This is a genomic window from Pseudoalteromonas galatheae (genome assembly GCF_005886105.2).
In the GTDB taxonomy this organism is placed as follows: Bacteria; Pseudomonadota; Gammaproteobacteria; order Enterobacterales; family Alteromonadaceae; genus Pseudoalteromonas; species Pseudoalteromonas galatheae.
Window position 1 is genome coordinate 3,797,772 of the sequence record NZ_PNCO02000001.1, and the last position, 19,729, is coordinate 3,817,500.

Sequence of the window (19,729 nt, forward strand, 5' to 3'; positions counted from 1 at the left end):
AAATAAAAAAGGGTTTGCATGACATATTGGTTACGCCGCTTAGCTGCGGGCAGCTTGTGTATGGTGAGCTGGCTCTGTGCAGCCGACAGCACTCTCGACGAATTTAAAGAGGCTGAGCGTATCGCTTGGTCTGGTAATTATAGTAATTTTAAAGCTGCGGTAGCGCAGCTCGATCACCCACTTAAGCCATATGTTGAAATGGCGTTTTACAAGCGTCATCCTAAGCTCAAGTACCAGCAGGAAATTCAGCATTTTTTAACGGTATACGAGCACACTCCATTAGAATGGCCTGTACGCTCAGCTTGGCTCGATTATTTAAAGCGGTATAAAAAGAAAGCACGATTCATTGAGTTTTATCGTGAAACCAGTGATGTTGAACTCAAGTGTACGTATTTGGCGTATCAGCTGGATTTGGGCGCCCCCAAAAAAGCGATTCTTGATCAGGTGACAGATATTTGGACGGTGGGAAAGTCTCAGCCCAGAGCTTGTGATGGTCTTTTTAAACAATGGCAAAAAGCAGGGTATAGGACGCCCGAGCGTGTCTGGCAGCGAATTACTAATGCCGCGCAATCCGGTCAAGCGTCATTGCTAGATTATCTTGAGAAGCTATTACCAAAAAATGAAGCTTATCTTGCCGAGCTTTATAAAAAGGTTCGCCAAGATCCGAGTGCGGCTGCTGGGCTTTATCGCTTTAGTAAACGCACCGAAAAAGAAGCCGAAATAGCGGTATATGGCGTAAGGCGCCTGATTTGGCGTGACCCCGATTTAGCGCTGCGTGCATGGCAGAAGATGCTGGACATGTTTACCTTTACTCAGCAGCAAAAGGATAGCGTTGCTTATCGCTTTGCTCTGGCGCTTGCGTCTAAAGGCCATGAAGACGCACGATTTTGGCTCAATAAAGTGCCTAAATCGTTGCAGGACAAAAAGCTATTACAGTGGCTGATGAGTAACATGCTGAAAGAGCAAGATTGGGAAGGGATTTCGGCCTTATTCGTGGGTCACGAGCAGCTTAGTAATGGTCAACAATACTGGCTTGCATATAGCCTCGCGAAGCGTGGCGAGTTGGCCAAAGCTAATGAGATTTGGCAGCAATTAGCACAAGAGCGTGATTACTACGGCTTTTTGGCTGCTGCACGTTTAGGATTACCAGTCTCACTGAATGAAGCGCCGTTAAATGTTGAACCTAGCATTGTAGAACGGGTATCCCATGCGCCAGGCTTCAAGCGGGCAAAGGCTTTATACGAGCTGGAAAGATATACTCAAGCACGCCGAGAGTGGAACTACCTTACTAACACCTCAAGCAAAGAAGAAAAGCTTGCTGCATCCATATTGGCTGCAGAGTTTGATTGGTATGACAGCACTATTTTTACCCTTGCACAGATCAAAGCATGGGACTATGTTGATTTGCGTTTCCCGATGGCGTTTAAAGATCTGTTCACTAAATATAGTGAGCGTAATCGAGTCGATGTCGCATGGAGTATCGCGGTTGCTCGCCGAGAAAGCTCTTTCGCACCAGATGCACGCTCGAGTGCGAATGCCCACGGTTTAATGCAGCTGCTGCCAAGCACCGCCAAATATGTCAACAACCGCAAACGGGTGGCAAAAAATCGCCTCTATCATCCGGCCACAAACATTCGCTTGGGGACTAGTTATTTAGAATACTTGAAGCGTAAGAATGCCGGAAATGAGATTTTGGCGACAGCGTCGTACAACGCGGGCTATCATAGAATTAAGCGTTGGCTGCCTTCAGAGGCCATGCCTGCTGAGCTTTGGATTGAGCTGATCCCGTACAGAGAAACACGAGACTACGTGAAAAATGTGATGGCATATCGACAGGTTTACCATACTCGCCTTGGTCGTGATGGTAATATATTGGCAAGCATCTTGGATATGAAAATTGTGAAATGACCGCACATGGCTGGTGCTTAGACTCAGTTCGTCGTTTTTAGGTAACAGCTATGATAGACTCGAAAGTATGTGAATTTTTGAAAATGGGTACACCATGGATAAGTTAGCAAATTTATACGCAGAGCATATTGCCACGTTGCAACAGCGTACAAGAACGATAGTAGATAGAGAAGGGCTGGATGGACTTGTGATCCACTCGGGGCAAGCAAAGCGCCAATTCCTTGATGATATGTACTATCCGTTTAAAGTTAACCCGCAATTTAAAGCTTGGTTGCCTGTTATCGATAACCCGCACTGCTGGATTGTGGTCAATGGTAGTGACAAGCCGAAACTCATTTTTTATCGCCCGGTTGATTTTTGGCATAAAGTGCCTGACGAGCCAAGAGATTTTTGGGCAGAATATTTTGATATTCAACTGCTGGTTAAGCCAGATCAGGTTGAACAGTTACTACCGTACGACAAAGCAAACTATGCCTATATCGGTGAATATTTAGAAGTTGCACAAGCACTTGGCTTTACTCAAGTGAATCCAGAGCCGGTGATGAACTTCTTGCATTATCATCGTGCATATAAAACTCAGTATGAAATGGCATGTTTACGTGAAGCAAGCCGTCTAGGTGTGCTTGGTCACACGGCGGCGCGCGATGCCTTTTTTGCTGGTGGCTCCGAGTTTGAAATTCAACAAGCTTATCTAAATGCGACTCAGCATATGGAAAACGATACGCCATACGGCAATATTGTTGCCCTGAATGAAAATTGTGCGATTTTGCACTATACCCATTTTGAGCGTAAAGCGCCTAGCAAGCACTTATCATTTTTAATTGATGCTGGTGCAAACTTTAACGGTTATGCGTCAGATATTACCCGTACTTATGATTTCGCTAAGCAAGGTGAGTTTGCCGAATTGGTGAAAGTCATGAACGATCACCAAATAGAGTTAGGCAAAGCATTGCAACCGGGCAAACTGTACGGGGAGCTGCATATCGATTGTCACAATCGCGTGGCGCAAGTGCTGAGTGACTTTGGTATTGTTAAGCTTAATGCTCAGGCTATCGTCGAGAAGGGGATTACTTCCACTTTCTTCCCTCATGGTCTTGGCCATCATATTGGCCTGCAGGTACACGATATGGGCGGATTTATGGCTGATGAAGCTGGTACGCACCAAGCACCACCAGAAGGCCACCCGTTTTTGCGCTGTACTCGTAAGATAGAGGCTAATCAGGTGTTCACTATTGAGCCTGGGTTATATTTCATTGATTCATTGCTAGAAGACTTGGCGCAAACAGATAACAAGCAGTATATCAATTGGGATAAGATTGATGCACTGAAGCCTTACGGTGGTATCCGTATTGAAGATAATATCATTGTGCATGAAGATAGATTAGAAAACATGACGCGAGACTTCGGTCTCGAGTAAGCTAATTTCTAGCGCTGAAAACAAGTATATTTGGGGGCCGATTGGCTCCCTTTTAGTTTGGAACATTATGTCTGAATACTTCATTCCGAGTGAGTCTATAAGCCATCACGAGGAAATTAAGAAAAGTACGTTTATCGTACATTTGGCCCATACGCCAACCATCGAAGATGCAAAAGCGTTCATAAAACAGATTAATGATGCGTATCCTGATGCAAGACACAATTGCTGGGCACATATTGCTGGAGCTCCAGGTGGCAGTCATGTATTAGGGTTTTCTGATGATGGTGAGCCCAATGGCACAGCGGGTAAGCCTATGCTAAATGTACTGATGGGATCTGGAATTGGTGAGATCACAGCGGTGACGACGCGTTATTTTGGCGGTATAAAACTTGGCACTGGGGGGTTAGTCAGAGCCTATGGGGGCACGCTTAACAACGCGCTAGCACAGCTAAGTACGACTAAAAAAGTACCGGCTTCTATCATTGTTGGTCAGAGTGATTACCATCTTCAGGGTGTGATAGAGCAGCTATTACAAAGTCAGTTTACAGTGCTAAATTTAGATAAAGAATACGCTGCTAATATTACTTGGCAAATAGCAGTAGATAGTCGTGAAACACAACAAATCATTGATGCTATTTATGAATTAACTAATGGTGTTGTATTATTTAAGGAACTCAAGGAGTAGGCTCTACTTCTTTACATTCACTCATTAACCTCTGGTTAAATAACAAAAAGCGCAGCGTACAAAATGCAATTTCGTACCATAATAAAAATACTCGGGCAGTTAGTCGCTCTATTTAGTATCACTATGGTGCCACCAGCCATTGTATCTTTGATATACAAAGATGGTGGTGGTGTACCTTTTGTTTTAGCTTTCATCTTTAGTGTGCTAATGGGTCTGTTTGCGTACTACCCAAATCGCAAGGAAAACGGTGATCTTAAAGCCAGAGAGGGGTTCTTAATCGTTGTCTTATTCTGGCTGGTACTGGGGTCGTTTGCATCATTGCCGCTCATTTTCCTAGATAAGCCGAATCTATCCCTCGCAGATGCCGTTTTTGAAGCTTTTTCTGGGCTGACAACGACAGGGGCTACGGTATTGACGGGTATAGAACACTTACCCAAAGCGGTATTGTTCTATCGCCAACAGTTGCAGTGGCTCGGTGGTATGGGGATCATCGTCTTGGCTGTAGCCGTTCTCCCAATGCTTGGGGTTGGTGGTATGCAGTTATATCGTGCTGAGACACCAGGTCCCGTTAAAGATTCGAAGATGACACCGCGCATTGCTGATACCGCCAAGCACCTTTGGTATATCTATGTGTCGCTAACGGCGGCTTGTACAGTGGCTTACTGGATAGCGGGAATGAATTGGTTTGATGCTATTTGCCATGCGTTTGCCACGATAGCCATCGGTGGCTTCTCGACTTATGATGCTTCTATGGGCTACTTTGATAATCCACTTATCAATGTCATTTGTGTCGTCTTTTTATTGATTGCTGCCATTAACTTTTCGCTACATTATGCTGCGGTATCGAGCCGTAATATTAAAGCTTATTTGCGAGATCCTGAGTTTAAAGTCTTTCTGTTTATCCAACTAGCGTTGGTGGTAATTTGTTTTGCGGTACTGTCTTCAAACAATGTTTATGAAACGGGTGATGAGACCTTAGATCAAGCGATGTTTCAGGCTGTTTCAATTAGCACTACAGCAGGTTTTGCCACCGATAGCTTCTCAACGTGGCCATTGTTTTTACCTATTCTCTTGATTTTCTCAAGTTTCATTGGTGGCTGTGCTGGCTCTACAGGTGGGGGGATGAAGGTTGTACGCGTATTTTTGCTCTATTTACAGGGGATCCGTGAGCTGAATCGTTTAGTGCACCCACGCGCTATTTACTCGATAAAGCTGGGCCGGAAGGCACTACCAGACAAAGTAGTCGAAGCGGTGTGGGGGTTTTTCTCAGCCTATGCACTAGTATTTGTGATTATTATGATTGCATTACTGGGGACTGGGCTTGATAACATTACTGCATTTTCAGCAACTGCGGCTTGCCTAAATAACTTAGGTCCCGGATTAGGAGATGTTGCGGCGCACTATGGCGATATTAGCGATGCTGCAAAGTGGATCCTTACTTTGGCTATGGTCTTTGGTCGTTTAGAAATCTTCACATTGTTAGTGCTATTTACTCCTACCTTCTGGCGTGGTTAACCACGCCAAATCGAGTGGGCTTACGTTGCTGAAAGCCCATGCGCAAAGCCCTCTTCTCTGAGTGTGACGAATTGTCATCTTATTTTTGAACTTCGCAAAGAAAAAGTTAATAAAAATTTCAAAAACTCGGATTTTCGGGGTTTTCAAGTGTCAGTATTTTTACAACGATTTAACTTGGAGGTGACTACCTTGCTTGCCACACGCTTTTCAGATAAAGGGTTTAAAGTGATTAAAGGATTTGCTGCTAGCCATGAGCTGGGCTTCGGCGCGCAGCTTATAGAGCAAAGCGTAATGCAGCTGAACAGCTTGATCGAAGAAGTTGGGTATTTGCGAGTCAATCAACCAACCATAGATAGTGGTGCACAATCCTATGACTTGTTTCATCACATTGGCTGTGAAAGCGGTGCGCGATTTATTGTGAAGGTGATCTCAGAAAATGAGCTATGGCAAAAGCGCCAAATACCGGCAATTGTTGATTGCCTAGAAGCTGAAGGTACTGGTTGCTTATTTAAACATGATGTCTCGGGTATATTGTTTGTTGCTAAGCGAAACAGCGAACCTATGATGTTGTTTATTGAGGGTGAAGAGCTTGCCATGGCGCAGAGCTCACTTGAAATACAGAGTAGAATGATGACGTTAAGAGACGGTGCAATAATGTTAAGAAGTCATTTTTTAATAAAATGATGATCACTTTTTAGCATTACTGAGAGGCGCAGAGTTGTAATTAACCTTAATTCAGTTTTAAATGGCCTTCCACCAAAACTGCTACAATAAAAAAGTAGTAGAGTGCACTCAGGAAGGGTTGGAGCCATGTTAAAAACTCAGGAGGTTGGGCAAGAAGCTTTGCTCACCGCAATCAGCGCAGGAAGTATTGTTGATTTGGAAATTTGCTTACCGGCAAATAGCAAAAGAATAAAAACAGAATATGTCGGTATGCTCCAAGGGGCGTTTTTAATTCTTAACCATCCCAACCCTAAGCGATTAGGCGCGGCGCTGGACTATGTGATGGAAGGGACGTCGGTTATTGTTCGAGCTTTGCTCGAAAATAGTGATGGCCAAGTTATTGCATTCAAATCGCAAATCAAAGCGGTTTCAGTCCATCCCGCGCGGCTTATTTTTCTTTATCTACCCGAAAAAGTACAAACCTATAAACTCCGTTCGCAAAATAGGATACCAACCTTAATCCCCGCAAAGTTTCACTGCCACGGCAGCAAAGATGTTGGTGTGATAAAAGACATTTCACTTGCTGGGTTACAGTTAGATTTAACGTCTATTGATGCCGAGTATATGGAAGAGGGGCTAAAATGTGAGGTTTTCATTGAAGGCAAAGAAGGGAATCAGATCGCGCTTAAAGGGGATATTCGACGCATAAAAAGCCATGATCAAATCGTCTCTTTAGGTATTCACTTAACTTCAGCTCCAGACATAATCCGTGGTGTATTAAAAGATTACCTAATCGATTTGTCTATTTTTCAAGATCAACAAGAGACTTAGTGAATATGGCGCTTTAAACAAATAAAGCGCTTACTTGGAAGAGTTTTTCCACAACACCGATTTGCTTTTTATCGATCAGGAACATAATCACATGGTCGCCTGAGAGAATAATGGTATCGTCATGTGCGATCAGTACATCTTCATCACGGACAATGGCACCAATGGTCGCGCCTGGTGGTAATTTAATATCTCGAATTGCACGGCCGACAACCTTAGAGGTGTTCTCATCACCATGTGCGACAGCTTCAATGGCTTCTGCTGCCCCTTTACGCAATGAATATACGTTAACGATATCACCACGGCGAACGTGGGTGAGTAGTGCTGAGATAGTCGCTTGTTGTGGTGAGATAGCAATATCAATGTCGCCACCTTGCACGAGGTCAACGTAGGCACCACGTTGAATAAGCGCCATGGTCTTTTGAACGCCCATACGCTTTGCAAGCATCGCAGCCATAATGTTGGCTTCGTCGTCGTTCGTCACTGCGATGAACACGTCTACTTGCTCTATATGTTCTTCTGATAACAGCTCTTGGTCTGAGGCATCGCCACAAAAAACCACCGTATTATCGAGCGTTTCAGACAACTGTGTGGCACGAGCTTGATTGCGTTCAATAAGCTTAACGCTATGGTTCTTGTCTAATGAACTGGCGAGTCCCGCACCTATGTTACCGCCACCGGCAATCATAATTTTCTTGTAAGAGCGTTCAAGCTTTTGTAGCTCGTTCATGACCGCTCGAATATGCTTAGTCGCAGCGATAAAGAAAACTTCATCGTCAGCTTCAATTACGGTGGTGCCGAGTGGCTTGATGGCTTTGCCCTGACGATAAATAGCGGCAACGCGGGTATCGACGTTTGGAATATGCTCTTTTAATGCAGAAAGTGCATAGCCAACGAGTAAACCGCCGTAATAAGCTTTAACCGCCACGAGTGACAACATGCCCTCGGCAAATTGCAGCACCTGCAAAGCGCCTGGGTAATCTATTAGCCTGCGAATATATTGCGTTACTAGCTGCTCCGGTGCGATGTAATGGTCGACAGGTAGGTCGTCATTGTGAAACAGCTTTTCTTTGTACTTTAAGTATTGCTCAGAGCGGATCCGCGCAATTTTGGTCGGCGTATTGAAAATACTATAGGCGACCTGACACGCAACCATATTCACTTCATCTGAGCTGGTTACGGCGATTATCATGTCGGCATCTTCGGCACCAGCTTGACGCAAGATCTCAGGGTGAGCACTGTGACCAGTGACTCCCTGTAGATCGTATTTGTCTTGCAGCTCTCTTAAGCGCTCGCCATCGATGTCGACAACGGTAATTTCATTTTCTTCACCGACGAGATTTTCTGCTAGTGTCCCGCCGACTTGGCCGGCGCCTAAGATGATGATTTTCATATTGGTTACGGTCGATTTTCTATTATTGTTTTGTCAACTTTGCGTAGTAAAACCCATCACTTAATCCGGGTAATAGCTGCAAGCCTGGTTGTGTTTGTGTGTCTGCATCATGTAAAGGAACAAGGGCCGCATCAGGAGTCACTGAAAGAAAACGTCTGATCTGTTGCTGGTTCTCTTGTGGCAGTACTGAACAGGTAGCATAAACTAGTGTGCCACCGGGCTTGAGTAATGGCCAGATTTTATCAATAATTTGTGCCTGTAACGTCACCAAGTTATCAATATCTGAAGCTCGTCTCAGCCACTTGATATCAGGGTGTCGTCTAATAACACCTGTTGCAGAGCAAGGAACATCCAACAAGATACGATCATATAGCTCGCCATCCCACCATGCTTCGGGGTCACTTGCATCGCCCTCGAGACATTTGGCCGACAATCCGATCCGTTCAAGGTTTTGCTCCACACGCTGTAAGCGCGCCCCATCAGCATCTACTGCAGTCACTTTAGCGTCTGCTAACTCCAAAATATGGCAAGTCTTACCACCAGGAGCGGCACAAGCATCAAGAATATTTTCACTTGATTGTGGTGCTAATAATCTTGCGGCTTTTTGGGCGGCTGCATCTTGCACTGAGCAAGCACCTGCGGCAAATTGTGGAAGCGCATAAACGTCAATTGGGCTATCAAGCAAGATCCCGTCTGGATACTCATTATGAAGCTGATAGGCTATCCCTTCTTGATCTAACATTGCTGCATAATCGACAGTAGAGAATTGCGATTGGTTTACACGTAGCCACATTGGTGCCTGCTGTTGATTCGCTTCTAAAATAGCTTGCCACTGCGTTGGGTAAGCTGCTTTTAGTTGATTAATAAACCAGCCAGGGTGGTTGTATAAGCAAGCTGGGATCTCGGTAGCACTGGTTTCTAGCTCGACTTGATGGCGCTGGAAGTTACGTAAAATCGCATTAACCAAGCCTTTCATGCCGGGCGCTCTAAGAGGCGTCAATGCGTTTACGGTCTCGGCAACCGCGGCGTGAGCAGGGACACGCATATGCTGAAGTTGGTAAATACCCACATACAACAAAAACTGGAAAACACGTCGCTTACCTTTTAAGGGCTGATCTAGCAGTTGTTGGCAGTAATGCTCTAAAGACGGTAAATATCTCAATACGCCATAGCAAATCTGCTGTAGCAAAGCTCTGTCTTTACCGTCTAACTGGCTGGTGGCAAGTGGTAATTGAGCACTTAACGACGCGCCTTTATCGACGACTTGAAATAGGGTTTGGGCAGCGAGTGCGCGAACATTACTCACGCTTCACCAACCTTAGCGCCAATTGCTACCCAGTCGGCCCGACCATTTAAAAAGTCTTGTGCAGACATCGGCTTTTTCCCTTGAGGTTGCAGAGTGTGGATCTCTAATGCCTGTGTGCCACAGGCAATAACGATACCGTGCTTATCTGCGCGAAGTACGTGTCCTGCATCACCTTGTTCGTCCACTACCTTGGCTTGCCAAATCTTGACGCTGTTACCCGCCATATTGGTAAAGCAAACCGGCCATGGATTAAATGCGCGGATGTTACGTTCAATTTGCGCAGCCTCCATTTGCCAGTCAATATTGGCTTCTTCTTTGCTCAACTTCTTAGCATAATTCGCTAGCGTATCGTCTTGCTTTTCTGGTGTGATCTCACCAGCAGACAAGCGTGCTAGTGTCTCGATAAGCGCATCGGGGCCGAGCAGCGCAAGTTTGTTGTATAAATCCGCACTCGTATCTGTTGCGGTTATAGGGCAGCGAGCAATATGTAACATATCGCCAGTATCTAGACCTTCGTCCATTTGCATTATCGTCACACCGGTTTCACTGTCTCCAGCCCAAACGGCGCGTTGGATTGGAGCGGCTCCTCGCCATCTTGGTAAGATCGAACCATGTACATTTAGACAACCTAGCCGAGGCGTATCTAAAATGGCTTTCGGGAGAAGTACACCATAAGCAACAACAATCATGACATCGGCTTCAAGCGCTGCAAGCTCTGCTTGTGCTTCTGGTGTTTTGAGAGATTGTGGCTGCAATACAGGAAGATCATGCTCTTGTGCTAGTACTTTTACTTCACATGCTTTAAGTTTTTTCCCGCGTCCTGCAGGGCGGTCTGGCGGGCAGTATACTGCCACGACGTCATGTTGTGATTGTATAAGAGCGTCAAGGTGGCGCGCTGCAAAATCAGGCGTGCCTGCGAAAACGATACGCAAAGGATTACTCACGAAATATCCTAAAGTCAGTTAGTTAGACATTGGTTAAGCTTGCTTTGCAGCGAGCTTAGCTTCTTTTTCAAGCTTCTTACGAATACGATTACGCTTTAGTGGCGATAGATAATCGATAAATAGCTTGCCAACTAAGTGGTCTAGTTCGTGTTGAATACAAACGGCAAGTAGACCATCAGCATCTAACTCATATGTTTCACCATGTTCGTTTGTTGCCTTCACTGTGACTGTTTCAGCGCGATCAACTTTTGCATATGAATATGGTACAGATAAGCAGCCCTCTTCGCTCACCGTAGAACCATCACGCTTAGTTATTTCTGGGTTGATTAAGACGCGCGGTTCGTTGCGCTCTTCAGAAACGTCAATAACAACAATGCGCTGATGAATATCAACTTGCGTAGCCGCAAGACCGATACCATTTTCATCATACATAGTTTCCAGCATGTCCTTAACTATTTGACGTACTTCGTCATTAATCTCTGCTACAGGCTGTGCAACAGTGCGTAAACGCTCATCTGGAAACTTTAAAACTTCTAATATGGCCATGATTACCCTAAATCAATTTATCGTGTAAGCTGTTGTAAGCTAGTGTATGGTCTTATTTTAGCCATTCAAGTTCCCCTTTAACAGGTTTTGGTGGATAATAACCAAAAATAACCACAAGGAAGCCATCATGAAATATTCGATTGCTGCATTAATACTCGCTAGCTGCTCTGTTTTCTCTGTGAAAGCGGACACTTTGGCTGTAAAAGCAGATGCACCCCAGCGCTATGTGGTGAAAAAAGGCGATACCTTGTGGGATATTTCAAAAATGTACTTACGTTCTTCATGGAAGTGGAAGCAGTTGTGGCAGTGGAATCCGAACATACAAAACCCAGATCTGATTTATCCTGGGGACAGTCTTAAGTTACTTTACGATGAAAATGGTAATCCAATATTGGTGCTGGATAAAGGGGTGAAGAAGCTTTCACCACATACACGTATTGTTAACCAAAAAGCGGCTGCCATTCCGACCTTGCCGCTACCCATCATGGAACCTTTTTTGCGGTTCGAGCAAGCACTTTCTGAATCTAAGTTTTCTGAGAGCCCAATTGTGCTGGGGGCTAATCGTAATATTAAAAATGCGACTCCAGGTCACCTTCTTTATATCAAAGGTGATTTAGTTAAAGGCGGGCACTATGCTATTTATCGTCGTGGTGAAACCTATCGTACCTTAGACAGTCAACAACAGCTTGGCTTGGAAGCCGTGTTAGTTGGGTCAGGCCATGTGGTCGAGCAAGGTGATCTAGCAGCAGGACGTCCGGCAAAGCTACAGTTAGAAGTTGCCAAACAAGAAGTTAGAGCTGGTGATATTGTCCTTCCCATCTCCACGGGACAAAGCTATCCAGCACAGTTTTCAATAACACGGCCAAAGCAGCAAACTTCGGGACGTATTATTGCTAGCGATAATAAACTCAGAGAGTTTAGTACCATGAGTGTTGTAGTGCTTGATGTAGGCAGTAAAGCTCAGTTAAAAGAGGGGCATGTCCTTGATATTATAAGGCAGTCGCCTACAGTTATAGAAAGCCAACACGGTCCGCGCTATATTGAAGACGCATCTCGACTCGACAAGATGATCACCGAAATGGGATCTTGGTTTGGTGAGGAAAACGATGACGATAGTGTGGTATGGCATATGCCAAAGGAAAAAGTCGGTGAAGTAATGGTCTTTAAAGTATACGGAGACTTGAGCTATGCAATGGTTGTAGAAACTTCAGAGCCGATCCGCGTAGGTGATTATGTACAAGCATTCAAGGAAACCGCCAGTAACTAGGTGGTAGTATATCTCCTTGAGTGAGTCAGTGAACTCAAGGAGAGAGTATGAAACAAACTGAACAAGCTCAAGCTCTTGCATTAACCCTATGCCAGGGGCTGGGTATCAAAACTATCACCGCATTACTTAATCAAGTCCCCCTTGCGCAATTATTCGCATTAAGTCAGGTTGAGCTTTGTAAGCTTGGGCTACAAGAAAATGTTGCAGCCAACTTAGCGTGTACAGATTGGTCTCGTATCGAGCACATATTGACTTACTGTCAACGTCAGCAAATTCATGTTGTATCTTTGTTTTCTCCCGAATACCCTGAGCAATTAAAAGAGATCTGTAACCCTCCCTTAGTGCTATTTTGCAGAGGGAATATTGCGTTATTAAAGCAACCACAAATTGCAGTTGTCGGTAGTCGTAGTTCAACGAGAACCGGCCTTGGGCTTGCACATGAATTTGCACAGGGCCTAAGTCGCTCGGGACTGGTAGTAACGTCGGGTATGGCAAGAGGGGTTGATGGTGCAGCGCACCAAGGTGCACTTGATGTTCAAGGAGCAACTATTGCTGTGCTAGGGACTGGTGTTGATGTTGTTTACCCCAAACGCCATCAACGACTTTATGAAGACATCGTACAGCATGGCTTGGTAGTCAGTGAGTTCTTACCAAACACTCAAGCAAATAGTAATCACTTTCCACGGCGTAATCGCATAATCTCGGGTTTATCTTTGGGTGTTTTGTTGGTTGAAGCCGAAATAAAAAGTGGCTCGCTGATTACCGCACGCTATGCACTGGAGCAAAACAAAGAAGTGTTTGCGATCCCAGGCTCAATTAAAAATCGATTAAGTAGCGGTTGTCATTACCTGATTAAGCAAGGAGCAAAACTCACCGAAAATATTGAGGATATTTTGGAAGAAGTGAGCTTTTTTTGTGAAAACAGTCTATATAGTATAGAAATAGGGGAGCAAAAAGAGGAGCAATGTCCTGTATTAGAAAACCTTGGCTTTGAGGTGACGACTGTAGACACTTTAACGCAAAGGACCCAGTGGCCAGTAGAGCAGGTGATTGCCAGACTATTGGACCTAGAACTCGAAGATAAAGTAGAGCGTGTACTCGACGGCTACATAAAACTCGCGAGGGGTTAAGAAGATGTTTGATATTCTAATGTATTTATTTGAGAACTATATTCACAGTGAGGCAGAAATCTTTGTCGAACAAAACGAACTCACCGATGAACTCCTTCGCGCCGGCTTTAATCAAGGCGAAATATACAAAGCGCTTGATTGGCTTGAGCAACTTGCAGATTTACAGCACAGTGACGAAAACCCCTATTTAAATGCTAAACCGGACCATGCAACGCGGATTTACACCGATAGCGAATGCAATATGCTAGATGTTGAGAGCCGTGGTTTTTTAATGTTTGTGGAACAAGTCGGAGTGATTGACAGTACCACCAGAGAAATGGTGATGGATCGCTTATTCGCCTTGGATAAAACCTATATTAGCCTTGATGATTTAAAGTGGGTGATACTAATGGTGCTATTTAATGTACCGGGTAAAGAGCATGCTTATGCGCAGATGGAAGATCTGATTTTTACCGAGCCTGCATCTGTAGTTCATTAGCTCTGCTCTAGCACGATAAGTTTCTCTCGGTAAGTTGAGGTCAAAACTTCAACTTACCGCCTTTCAAATAACGCTTCTTACTTCGTTAAAAATGCGGATATCAAGTATTCGCAGGGGGGAATTTCCATCATTTCCTTGACCCTAAAAACAAGGCGATTATATTAGGCGCATACTTGCACAAGGGGGCGGTGGTAAAGCGATGAGTAAAATAGACCATGCATTATTTAATGCAGACAAACATGCATTAGAAAAAGAGTATGAAGTATGCCCAGAATGTGGCTCTGAGCTGGTAATCAAAAACAGTAAAAATGGTCCATTTATTGGCTGCGCTAGCTACCCTACTTGTGCTTATATTCGCCCACTCGCACATCATGATAGTCATGTAATTAAAGTACTAGAAGATGTGGCTTGTCCTGAATGTGGCAAAGATCTAGTGATAAAAAATGGCCGCTATGGCATGTTTATCGGCTGTACGGGGTATCCTGATTGCCACTATATAGGTCATGAAGATGCACCACCTTCGGTGGCTTTACCCGCGTGTCCAAAATGTCAAAAAGGTAATCTAATTCAGCGTAAAAATAAGTTTGGTAAACACTTTTATAGTTGTGACACGTATCCAAGTTGTAAGTATACCTTGAACGCCACGCCTGTAGAGCAGGCTTGCCCTGAGTGTCATTGGCCCGTGCTAGTGGAGAAAACCCGAGCGGGTAAAGCTGTGCTACAATGCCCGCAGAAATCATGTCAAAAGATAGTGGAAATACCGTGAGTAATGACAATAAAGCGGATGCCGTGGCAATAGAAACGCCCGAGTCAGCACTTCAAGCCGGCGAAGTGATCTGTTATCCGACGGAAGCCATTTATGGTTTAGGTTGTGATCCTGATAACCAAGATGCGGTCACTAAGTTACTAACAATCAAATCTAGACCCATAGAAAAAGGGTTAATCTTAATCGCCGACAATTATGGTCAATGTTTACCCTACGTGGATGACAATATAATCCCGATGGATAAGCGCGCTGATATTTTTTCATCATGGCCAGGTGCCATTACTTGGTTATTGCCGGCGAAAGCCAGTACGCCGCATTGGTTAACAGGGGGGCACGACACTATCGCTATTCGTGTTACTAGCCACCCAATTGTAAAGCAGTTGTGTCAACGCTTTGGTAAGCCGATTGTATCTACCAGTGCCAATGTAACAGGTCAAACTCCGGTTGTTTCGTTGTTGGAAGCGCGTCGCCAGTTTGGCTCACAAGTCGGCTATTATGTTGAAGGTGAGTTAGGCGGTAATGCGACCCCAAGCGTCATTAAAAATGCAATGACTGGTCAAGTGATCCGAGGATAAAAAGTACCATGAGTAAAATAAACCTAGATACCGTAAAAGCTTTTTTATTACAACTACAAGATAATATCTGCCAAGGCTTAGAGGCTGCCGATGGTAACGCTCAGTTTGTTGAGGATGCTTGGGAACGTGCTGAAGGTGGCGGCGGTCGCACTCGCGTGATCCGTAATGGCGATGTTATTGAGCAAGGCGGGGTAAACTATTCACATGTTTTTGGCGCTTCTATGCCAGCCTCAGCGACGGCGCACCGTCCAGAGTTAGCAGGAAGAAGTTTCCATGCCTGTGGCGTGTCTTTAGTGATCCACCCGAAGAATCCCAATATTCCAACTAGCCACGCCAATGTGCGTTTTTTCATCGCTGAGAAAGAAGGTGAAGAGCCGATTTGGTGGTTTGGTGGTGGTTTTGATTTAACCCCATTTTATCCAGTTCTTGAGGATGTGAAGCACTGGCACCAAGTTGCAAAGGATTTGTGCGCACCATTTGGTGACGCAGTATACGGTGACTACAAAAAGTGGTGTGATGAATATTTCTATTTAAAGCACCGAGATGAGACTCGGGGTGTGGGTGGGTTATTCTTTGATGACTTAAACCAATGGGGCTTTGAGAAGAGCTTTGCGTTTATGCAAGCTGTAGGCAATGGCTTCCTTGATGCTTATCTGCCTATTATTGAAAAACGCAAAGATACGCCGTATAGCGAACAGGAGCGTCAATTCCAGCTATATCGCCGAGGCCGTTACGTTGAATTTAATCTGGTCTGGGATAGAGGTACGTTGTTTGGTCTACAAACGGGTGGACGTACCGAGTCTATTTTAATGTCGATGCCACCATTGGCACGCTGGGAGTATGACTTCCAGCCCGAACCGGGGTCGAAAGAAGCTGAGCTGTATAATTATCTTACCCCAAAGAATTGGCTGGCGATGTAATAGAGTTAAAAAGGAGCCTCGGCTCCTTTTTTGCTTTTAGCGGTTCACTTAGTTTAATTTAAATCCGCGTACTTGCTCATCTAAATCGCGTGCAAGGGTGAGCAACTCTTCACTGATCTGTTTAGAGCCATGGGCATCAACTAACGAGCGCTCAGCATTATCGCTAATCGCCACTACGCTACGATTGATTTCTTCAGCGGCCAAGTTTTGTTGCTCAGTGGCATCGGCAATTTGCAGGTTTAAGGCATTAATTTCGTGCATCTGCGTCGAGATGTCTTTAAGCGCTTGGGCTACTTTCTTGACCTGCTGTGCACGATCATCTGCTTCTTCGCAAGAAGCACTCATTGCTGCCACGGTTTGCTGTGCCTCGGACTGTAGCTTATCGATAGTACGTTTGATTTCATCGGTTGAGTCGTGGGTACGTGTAGCAAGTGTTCTGACTTCGTCGGCAACAACTGCAAACCCTCTACCTGCTTCCCCTGCGCGTGCGGCTTCTATTGCTGCATTAAGCGCTAAGAGATTGGTTTGCTCCGCGATACTACTGATCACTTCGAGTACTTTACCCACTTCAAGAGTTTGTGCTTGAAGCTGAGAAACTTGTTCTGCAGCCTGCCTTACATCTTGTGCTAATTGGTTGATACTTTGCTCAGTATGATTAGCAACAGCCATGCTTTCCTCTGCGAGGTGATTGCTGCTGTCCGACTTTTCTGATGCAAAGTGGGTGGTATTTTTTACTTCACTTGAAGAGCTTTCAAGCTCATTAATTGCGGCTGCAACAGAGTCCGTCCCTTGTTTTTGCTCTTGAATGGCCAGCTCGGTAGTTTCCGCTGAAGCATATATAGATTCTGCTGAGTGAATAAGTATTTTCGAAGAGTTGGATAACTGCGCAATATTGTCTTTAAAGCTATCCATCATTTTATTGAAGTTAATCGCCAAGCGTCCAAGCTCGTCATCGACTTGGTCGTCTATTCGTAATGATAGGTCCTTATTCGTCGTTGCGAGACGCATGGTTCGGCCTAGTGTTTTTAGTCGTACAATAAATAGTTTCCTAAAAAGTACGCCTAAAATCACAAATGTGGTTATAAAAATGGCGGAGAGGAGTGCTGTACTAAACCAAGTATTGTTGTGTACAGTATTATCAATGCCAGCAAGAGAGTAGCTGATCCGCACAACACCGAGCACATCTCCTTCCTGTGCCTGATGACAACCCAAGCAGTTGGTTCCTTTATAGTCCTCCTTGGCTATCATTGGCTTTAAGTAAGTCATGATACGACTACCATCGCGCTGTTCTATAACTAAGGTTTCTTTCCCATTCAATGCATCAAACTCAGCTTCAGAGTTAGGTGCTTGATTTGCATTACCAGGACCGTAAAGCTTATTAACTTGCTCGGAGCGGATAATGTGAGCATCTTCGATATTAGGGTGATTACGAATTTTGTCACTCAAAATTTCACGGTTTGCCATGGTGCCTGTCAGCATCATAGTATTGATAGAGTCAAAGTAATTATCTGCTAGTAACCTAATGTTACTTTCAACTGTTTCTTCAGCAAGAGTCTTTTGTTGACTGCTACTACTGAGGATACTGGCAATCAAAACGAGGACACCCGTCACTGCCAGTAACGCATAAATTTTATGTTGAATAGATTTCACACGCATCGCACCTGTTCATAATTAGAACAGTAATTATGCATCTCTACTCAAGAACGGGGTTTGACCTAGCGCAAAATAGCCGTGTAATTTTAATCAACTAATACTTTAGTTTTATTCTTGATTAATCATATGTGTCGCAAGTTGAGCGAGGGACTGCCTTAATCCTTCTCTTAATAATGGATTTCCTACCTCTAAGTCTAATGCTTTATTCATACAGTGCATCCATTGATCCCGTAAATCTTGGTCGATAGGAAAGGGCATATGGCGCATTCTTAAACGTGGGTGGCCATATTTCTCTGCAAAAAGATCTGGGCCACCTAACCAACCAGAAAGAAATTCAAAAAATACCTGTCTGATCCTGTCTAATGGTTGTGGATGCATATCGTAAAGCGGCTTTGCATAGGGATCAGTTGCCATAATATCGTAAAAGCGGTTGGCAAGATCGCGGGCGCCTTGTTCTCCACCAATGATTTCATAAGGTGTTTTTTCTGGAGTGGGGGCACTATTTGTTTGTTCTACGGTTGCATCTTTATTAAAGATACGTTTAATTAACTGCTTCATAATGACTCTTTCAAGGCGCTCTTATAACGATGGACAAATACGCGGTATTCGGTAATCCGATAAAACATTCTAAATCGCCAGCAATCCATACGCAATTCGCACAGCAATGCCAGCAGCAATTAGAATACGAGGCTATTTTGGCACCAGAAGATGCCTTTATTCAAACTGCATCGACATTTTTTGCCCAAGGTGGTTGTGGTGCGAATGTGACTTTACCTTTTAAAGAGCAGGCATTTGCCTTTGCAGATACCCTCACCGAACGAGCTAGGCTCGCTGGTGCCGTCAATACCCTAATCAAACAGCAAGATGGCAGTATTACAGGCGACAATACTGATGGTGCAGGTCTTGTACGAGATCTCGTGAAACACCAAACTAAACTTGAGGGGGCTACCGTACTATTGATTGGTGCAGGTGGTGCAGCCAAAGGCTGTATCTATCCGCTCCTTCAGGCCGGAGCAAAACGGATCGTCGTGACCAACCGTACTGAGTCAAAGGCATTGCAACTAGCAAAGCAATTTGCCTCGTATGGAGAGGTTACAGGGTGTGGCTTAAACAATACCCCCGACATCGGTTTCGATATTGTGATTAACTCCACCTCATCGAGCATCACAGGGCAAGTACCAGACGTTAGCCCTACTGTTATTACATCCTGCTTAGTTGCCTACGATATGTTCTACAGCGACCAGCAAACAAGTTTCTTAGACTGGGTGGCGCAACACAATCAACAAACGCAATTGATAGATGGCATAGGTATGTTAGTTGAGCAGGCCGCAGAAGCGTTTTACCAATGGCGAGGGGTGAGGCCTGATACGTCCGAAACATTTAGGCTTATTAGAGGGGAAATATGAACCAGGCAATACTGTTTAATGATGACATCAGTTATCAACAGGGAGAATTAACGTTTACGGCGATGGCCAGTGGTCAGCTGATCCGCTGTAAAATTGCAACCGAGCTTGAGCAGGAAGCCGCAATAGCGCACTTTGCTCAGCACCAATTCGATTATGAAATGCAGGCTGAGCAATTAATAGAGGATGACTCATTTAATGAGGCGGGAGAGATAAGCTTAGCTTTCCTCTAAATATTCATTTTTCAGTTCCACGTAATTTTGGGCGGACACTTTTAAAAATTGTAGCTCTTGTTCGGTGAGGGGTCTGGCTTGTTTTACCGGACTACCGAC

Annotated in this window: 21 protein-coding genes (1 of these 21 running past the window's edge); 14 read left to right on the forward strand and 7 right to left on the reverse strand. The window is 44.6% G+C overall.

Annotated elements, in window-relative coordinates; all coding sequences use genetic code 11:
* The first annotated feature begins 18 nt into the window (after positions 1 to 18).
* The 6 genes from CWC29_RS16850 to CWC29_RS16875 all read left to right on the forward strand — a co-directional run bounded on the left by CWC29_RS16850 (position 19) and on the right by CWC29_RS16875 (position 7,019).
* On the forward strand, positions 19 to 1,908 hold the full coding sequence (locus CWC29_RS16850; protein ID WP_128727156.1) for a transglycosylase SLT domain-containing protein: 1,890 nt from the start codon (positions 19 to 21) through the stop codon (positions 1,906 to 1,908).
* Between the two features lie 94 nt (positions 1,909 to 2,002).
* Positions 2,003 to 3,325, forward strand: a complete 1,323-nt coding sequence (gene pepQ, locus CWC29_RS16855) for a Xaa-Pro dipeptidase (RefSeq protein ID WP_128727155.1) — start codon at positions 2,003 to 2,005, stop codon at positions 3,323 to 3,325.
* 67 nt (positions 3,326 to 3,392) lie between these two features.
* Positions 3,393 to 4,010 carry a YigZ family protein gene (locus CWC29_RS16860; protein ID WP_128727154.1) on the forward strand — a complete coding sequence of 206 codons (618 nt, stop codon included), beginning with the start codon at positions 3,393 to 3,395 and terminating at the stop codon, positions 4,008 to 4,010.
* Positions 4,011 to 4,073: 63 nt separating this feature from the next.
* Positions 4,074 to 5,525, forward strand: coding sequence for a TrkH family potassium uptake protein (locus tag CWC29_RS16865; protein WP_128727153.1), 1,452 nt, complete (start codon positions 4,074 to 4,076; stop codon positions 5,523 to 5,525).
* A gap of 147 nt (positions 5,526 to 5,672) precedes the next feature.
* Positions 5,673 to 6,209 carry a hypothetical protein gene (locus CWC29_RS16870; RefSeq protein WP_328820793.1) on the forward strand — a complete coding sequence of 179 codons (537 nt, stop codon included), beginning with the start codon at positions 5,673 to 5,675 and terminating at the stop codon, positions 6,207 to 6,209.
* A 126-nt stretch (positions 6,210 to 6,335) separates the two neighbouring features.
* Positions 6,336 to 7,019: a flagellar brake domain-containing protein gene (locus tag CWC29_RS16875; protein ID WP_138522635.1), complete on the forward strand. Its 684-nt coding sequence runs from the start codon at positions 6,336 to 6,338 to the stop codon at positions 7,017 to 7,019.
* Between the two features lie 13 nt (positions 7,020 to 7,032).
* Here CWC29_RS16875 and trkA read toward each other — a convergent pair whose 3' ends face one another.
* From trkA to def, 4 genes are read right to left on the reverse strand one after another with little or no spacing between them, the layout of a single operon-like run.
* A complete protein-coding gene (gene trkA / locus CWC29_RS16880; RefSeq protein WP_010604175.1) occupies positions 7,033 to 8,409 on the reverse strand; it encodes a Trk system potassium transporter TrkA in 1,377 nt (458 codons plus the stop codon).
* Positions 8,410 to 8,431: 22 nt separating this feature from the next.
* A complete protein-coding gene (gene rsmB, locus CWC29_RS16885; protein WP_138522637.1) occupies positions 8,432 to 9,715 on the reverse strand; it encodes a 16S rRNA (cytosine(967)-C(5))-methyltransferase RsmB in 1,284 nt (427 codons plus the stop codon).
* The gene (fmt, locus tag CWC29_RS16890; protein ID WP_138522639.1) at positions 9,712 to 10,659 is read right to left on the reverse strand and encodes a methionyl-tRNA formyltransferase; all 948 of its coding nucleotides are present in this window, start codon (positions 10,657 to 10,659) and stop codon (positions 9,712 to 9,714) included. The genes rsmB and fmt overlap by 4 nt, the downstream gene beginning before the upstream one ends.
* A gap of 33 nt (positions 10,660 to 10,692) precedes the next feature.
* On the reverse strand, positions 10,693 to 11,205 hold the full coding sequence (gene def / locus CWC29_RS16895; RefSeq protein ID WP_128727149.1) for a peptide deformylase: 513 nt from the start codon (positions 11,203 to 11,205) through the stop codon (positions 10,693 to 10,695).
* 127 nt (positions 11,206 to 11,332) lie between these two features.
* Between def and CWC29_RS16900 the strand changes: the two genes are divergently transcribed.
* The 6 genes from CWC29_RS16900 to hemF all read left to right on the forward strand — a co-directional run bounded on the left by CWC29_RS16900 (position 11,333) and on the right by hemF (position 16,341).
* Entirely contained in the window at positions 11,333 to 12,472 is a 1,140-nt protein-coding gene (locus CWC29_RS16900; RefSeq protein WP_138522641.1) for a LysM peptidoglycan-binding domain-containing protein, read from the forward strand.
* A gap of 47 nt (positions 12,473 to 12,519) precedes the next feature.
* Positions 12,520 to 13,602, forward strand: coding sequence for a DNA-processing protein DprA (gene dprA / locus CWC29_RS16905; protein ID WP_128727147.1), 1,083 nt, complete (start codon positions 12,520 to 12,522; stop codon positions 13,600 to 13,602).
* Positions 13,603 to 13,606: 4 nt separating this feature from the next.
* Complete coding sequence (locus tag CWC29_RS16910) at positions 13,607 to 14,080, forward strand: DUF494 family protein (RefSeq protein WP_010376797.1); 474 nt, start codon at positions 13,607 to 13,609, stop codon at positions 14,078 to 14,080.
* A 199-nt stretch (positions 14,081 to 14,279) separates the two neighbouring features.
* Entirely contained in the window at positions 14,280 to 14,846 is a 567-nt protein-coding gene (locus tag CWC29_RS16915) for a DNA topoisomerase family protein (RefSeq protein WP_138522643.1), read from the forward strand.
* Positions 14,843 to 15,421, forward strand: coding sequence for an L-threonylcarbamoyladenylate synthase (locus CWC29_RS16920; protein ID WP_138522647.1), 579 nt, complete (start codon positions 14,843 to 14,845; stop codon positions 15,419 to 15,421). The genes CWC29_RS16915 and CWC29_RS16920 overlap by 4 nt, the downstream gene beginning before the upstream one ends.
* A gap of 8 nt (positions 15,422 to 15,429) precedes the next feature.
* Positions 15,430 to 16,341 (forward strand): oxygen-dependent coproporphyrinogen oxidase, encoded by a 912-nt coding sequence (gene hemF, locus CWC29_RS16925; RefSeq protein WP_128727145.1) that lies wholly within the window; start codon positions 15,430 to 15,432, stop codon positions 16,339 to 16,341.
* A 48-nt stretch (positions 16,342 to 16,389) separates the two neighbouring features.
* On the opposite strand, the gene CWC29_RS16930 is transcribed toward hemF, so the two are convergent.
* Together CWC29_RS16930 and CWC29_RS16935 are read right to left on the reverse strand one after the other, a co-directional pair.
* Positions 16,390 to 17,997 carry a methyl-accepting chemotaxis protein gene (locus CWC29_RS16930; RefSeq protein WP_128727144.1) on the reverse strand — a complete coding sequence of 536 codons (1,608 nt, stop codon included), beginning with the start codon at positions 17,995 to 17,997 and terminating at the stop codon, positions 16,390 to 16,392.
* Positions 17,998 to 18,102: 105 nt separating this feature from the next.
* Positions 18,103 to 18,552, reverse strand: a complete 450-nt coding sequence (locus CWC29_RS16935) for a group II truncated hemoglobin (RefSeq protein ID WP_010379482.1) — start codon at positions 18,550 to 18,552, stop codon at positions 18,103 to 18,105.
* A gap of 29 nt (positions 18,553 to 18,581) precedes the next feature.
* On the opposite strand from CWC29_RS16935, the gene aroE reads away from it, so the two are divergent.
* Together aroE and CWC29_RS16945 are read left to right on the forward strand one after the other, a co-directional pair.
* Positions 18,582 to 19,400 (forward strand): shikimate dehydrogenase, encoded by an 819-nt coding sequence (aroE, locus tag CWC29_RS16940; protein WP_128727143.1) that lies wholly within the window; start codon positions 18,582 to 18,584, stop codon positions 19,398 to 19,400.
* On the forward strand, positions 19,397 to 19,630 hold the full coding sequence (locus tag CWC29_RS16945) for a DUF1488 family protein (protein WP_128727142.1): 234 nt from the start codon (positions 19,397 to 19,399) through the stop codon (positions 19,628 to 19,630). The genes aroE and CWC29_RS16945 overlap by 4 nt, the downstream gene beginning before the upstream one ends.
* Here the strand turns inward: CWC29_RS16945 and CWC29_RS16950 are convergent.
* Positions 19,616 to 19,729, reverse strand: the end of a protein-coding gene (locus tag CWC29_RS16950; protein WP_128727141.1) for a gamma carbonic anhydrase family protein. It continues 432 nt past the right edge of the window; the window shows 114 of its 546 coding nt (coding positions 433-546); the start codon falls outside the window, past its right edge; its stop codon occupies positions 19,616 to 19,618. The two genes, CWC29_RS16945 and CWC29_RS16950, sit on opposite strands and share 15 nt — an antisense overlap.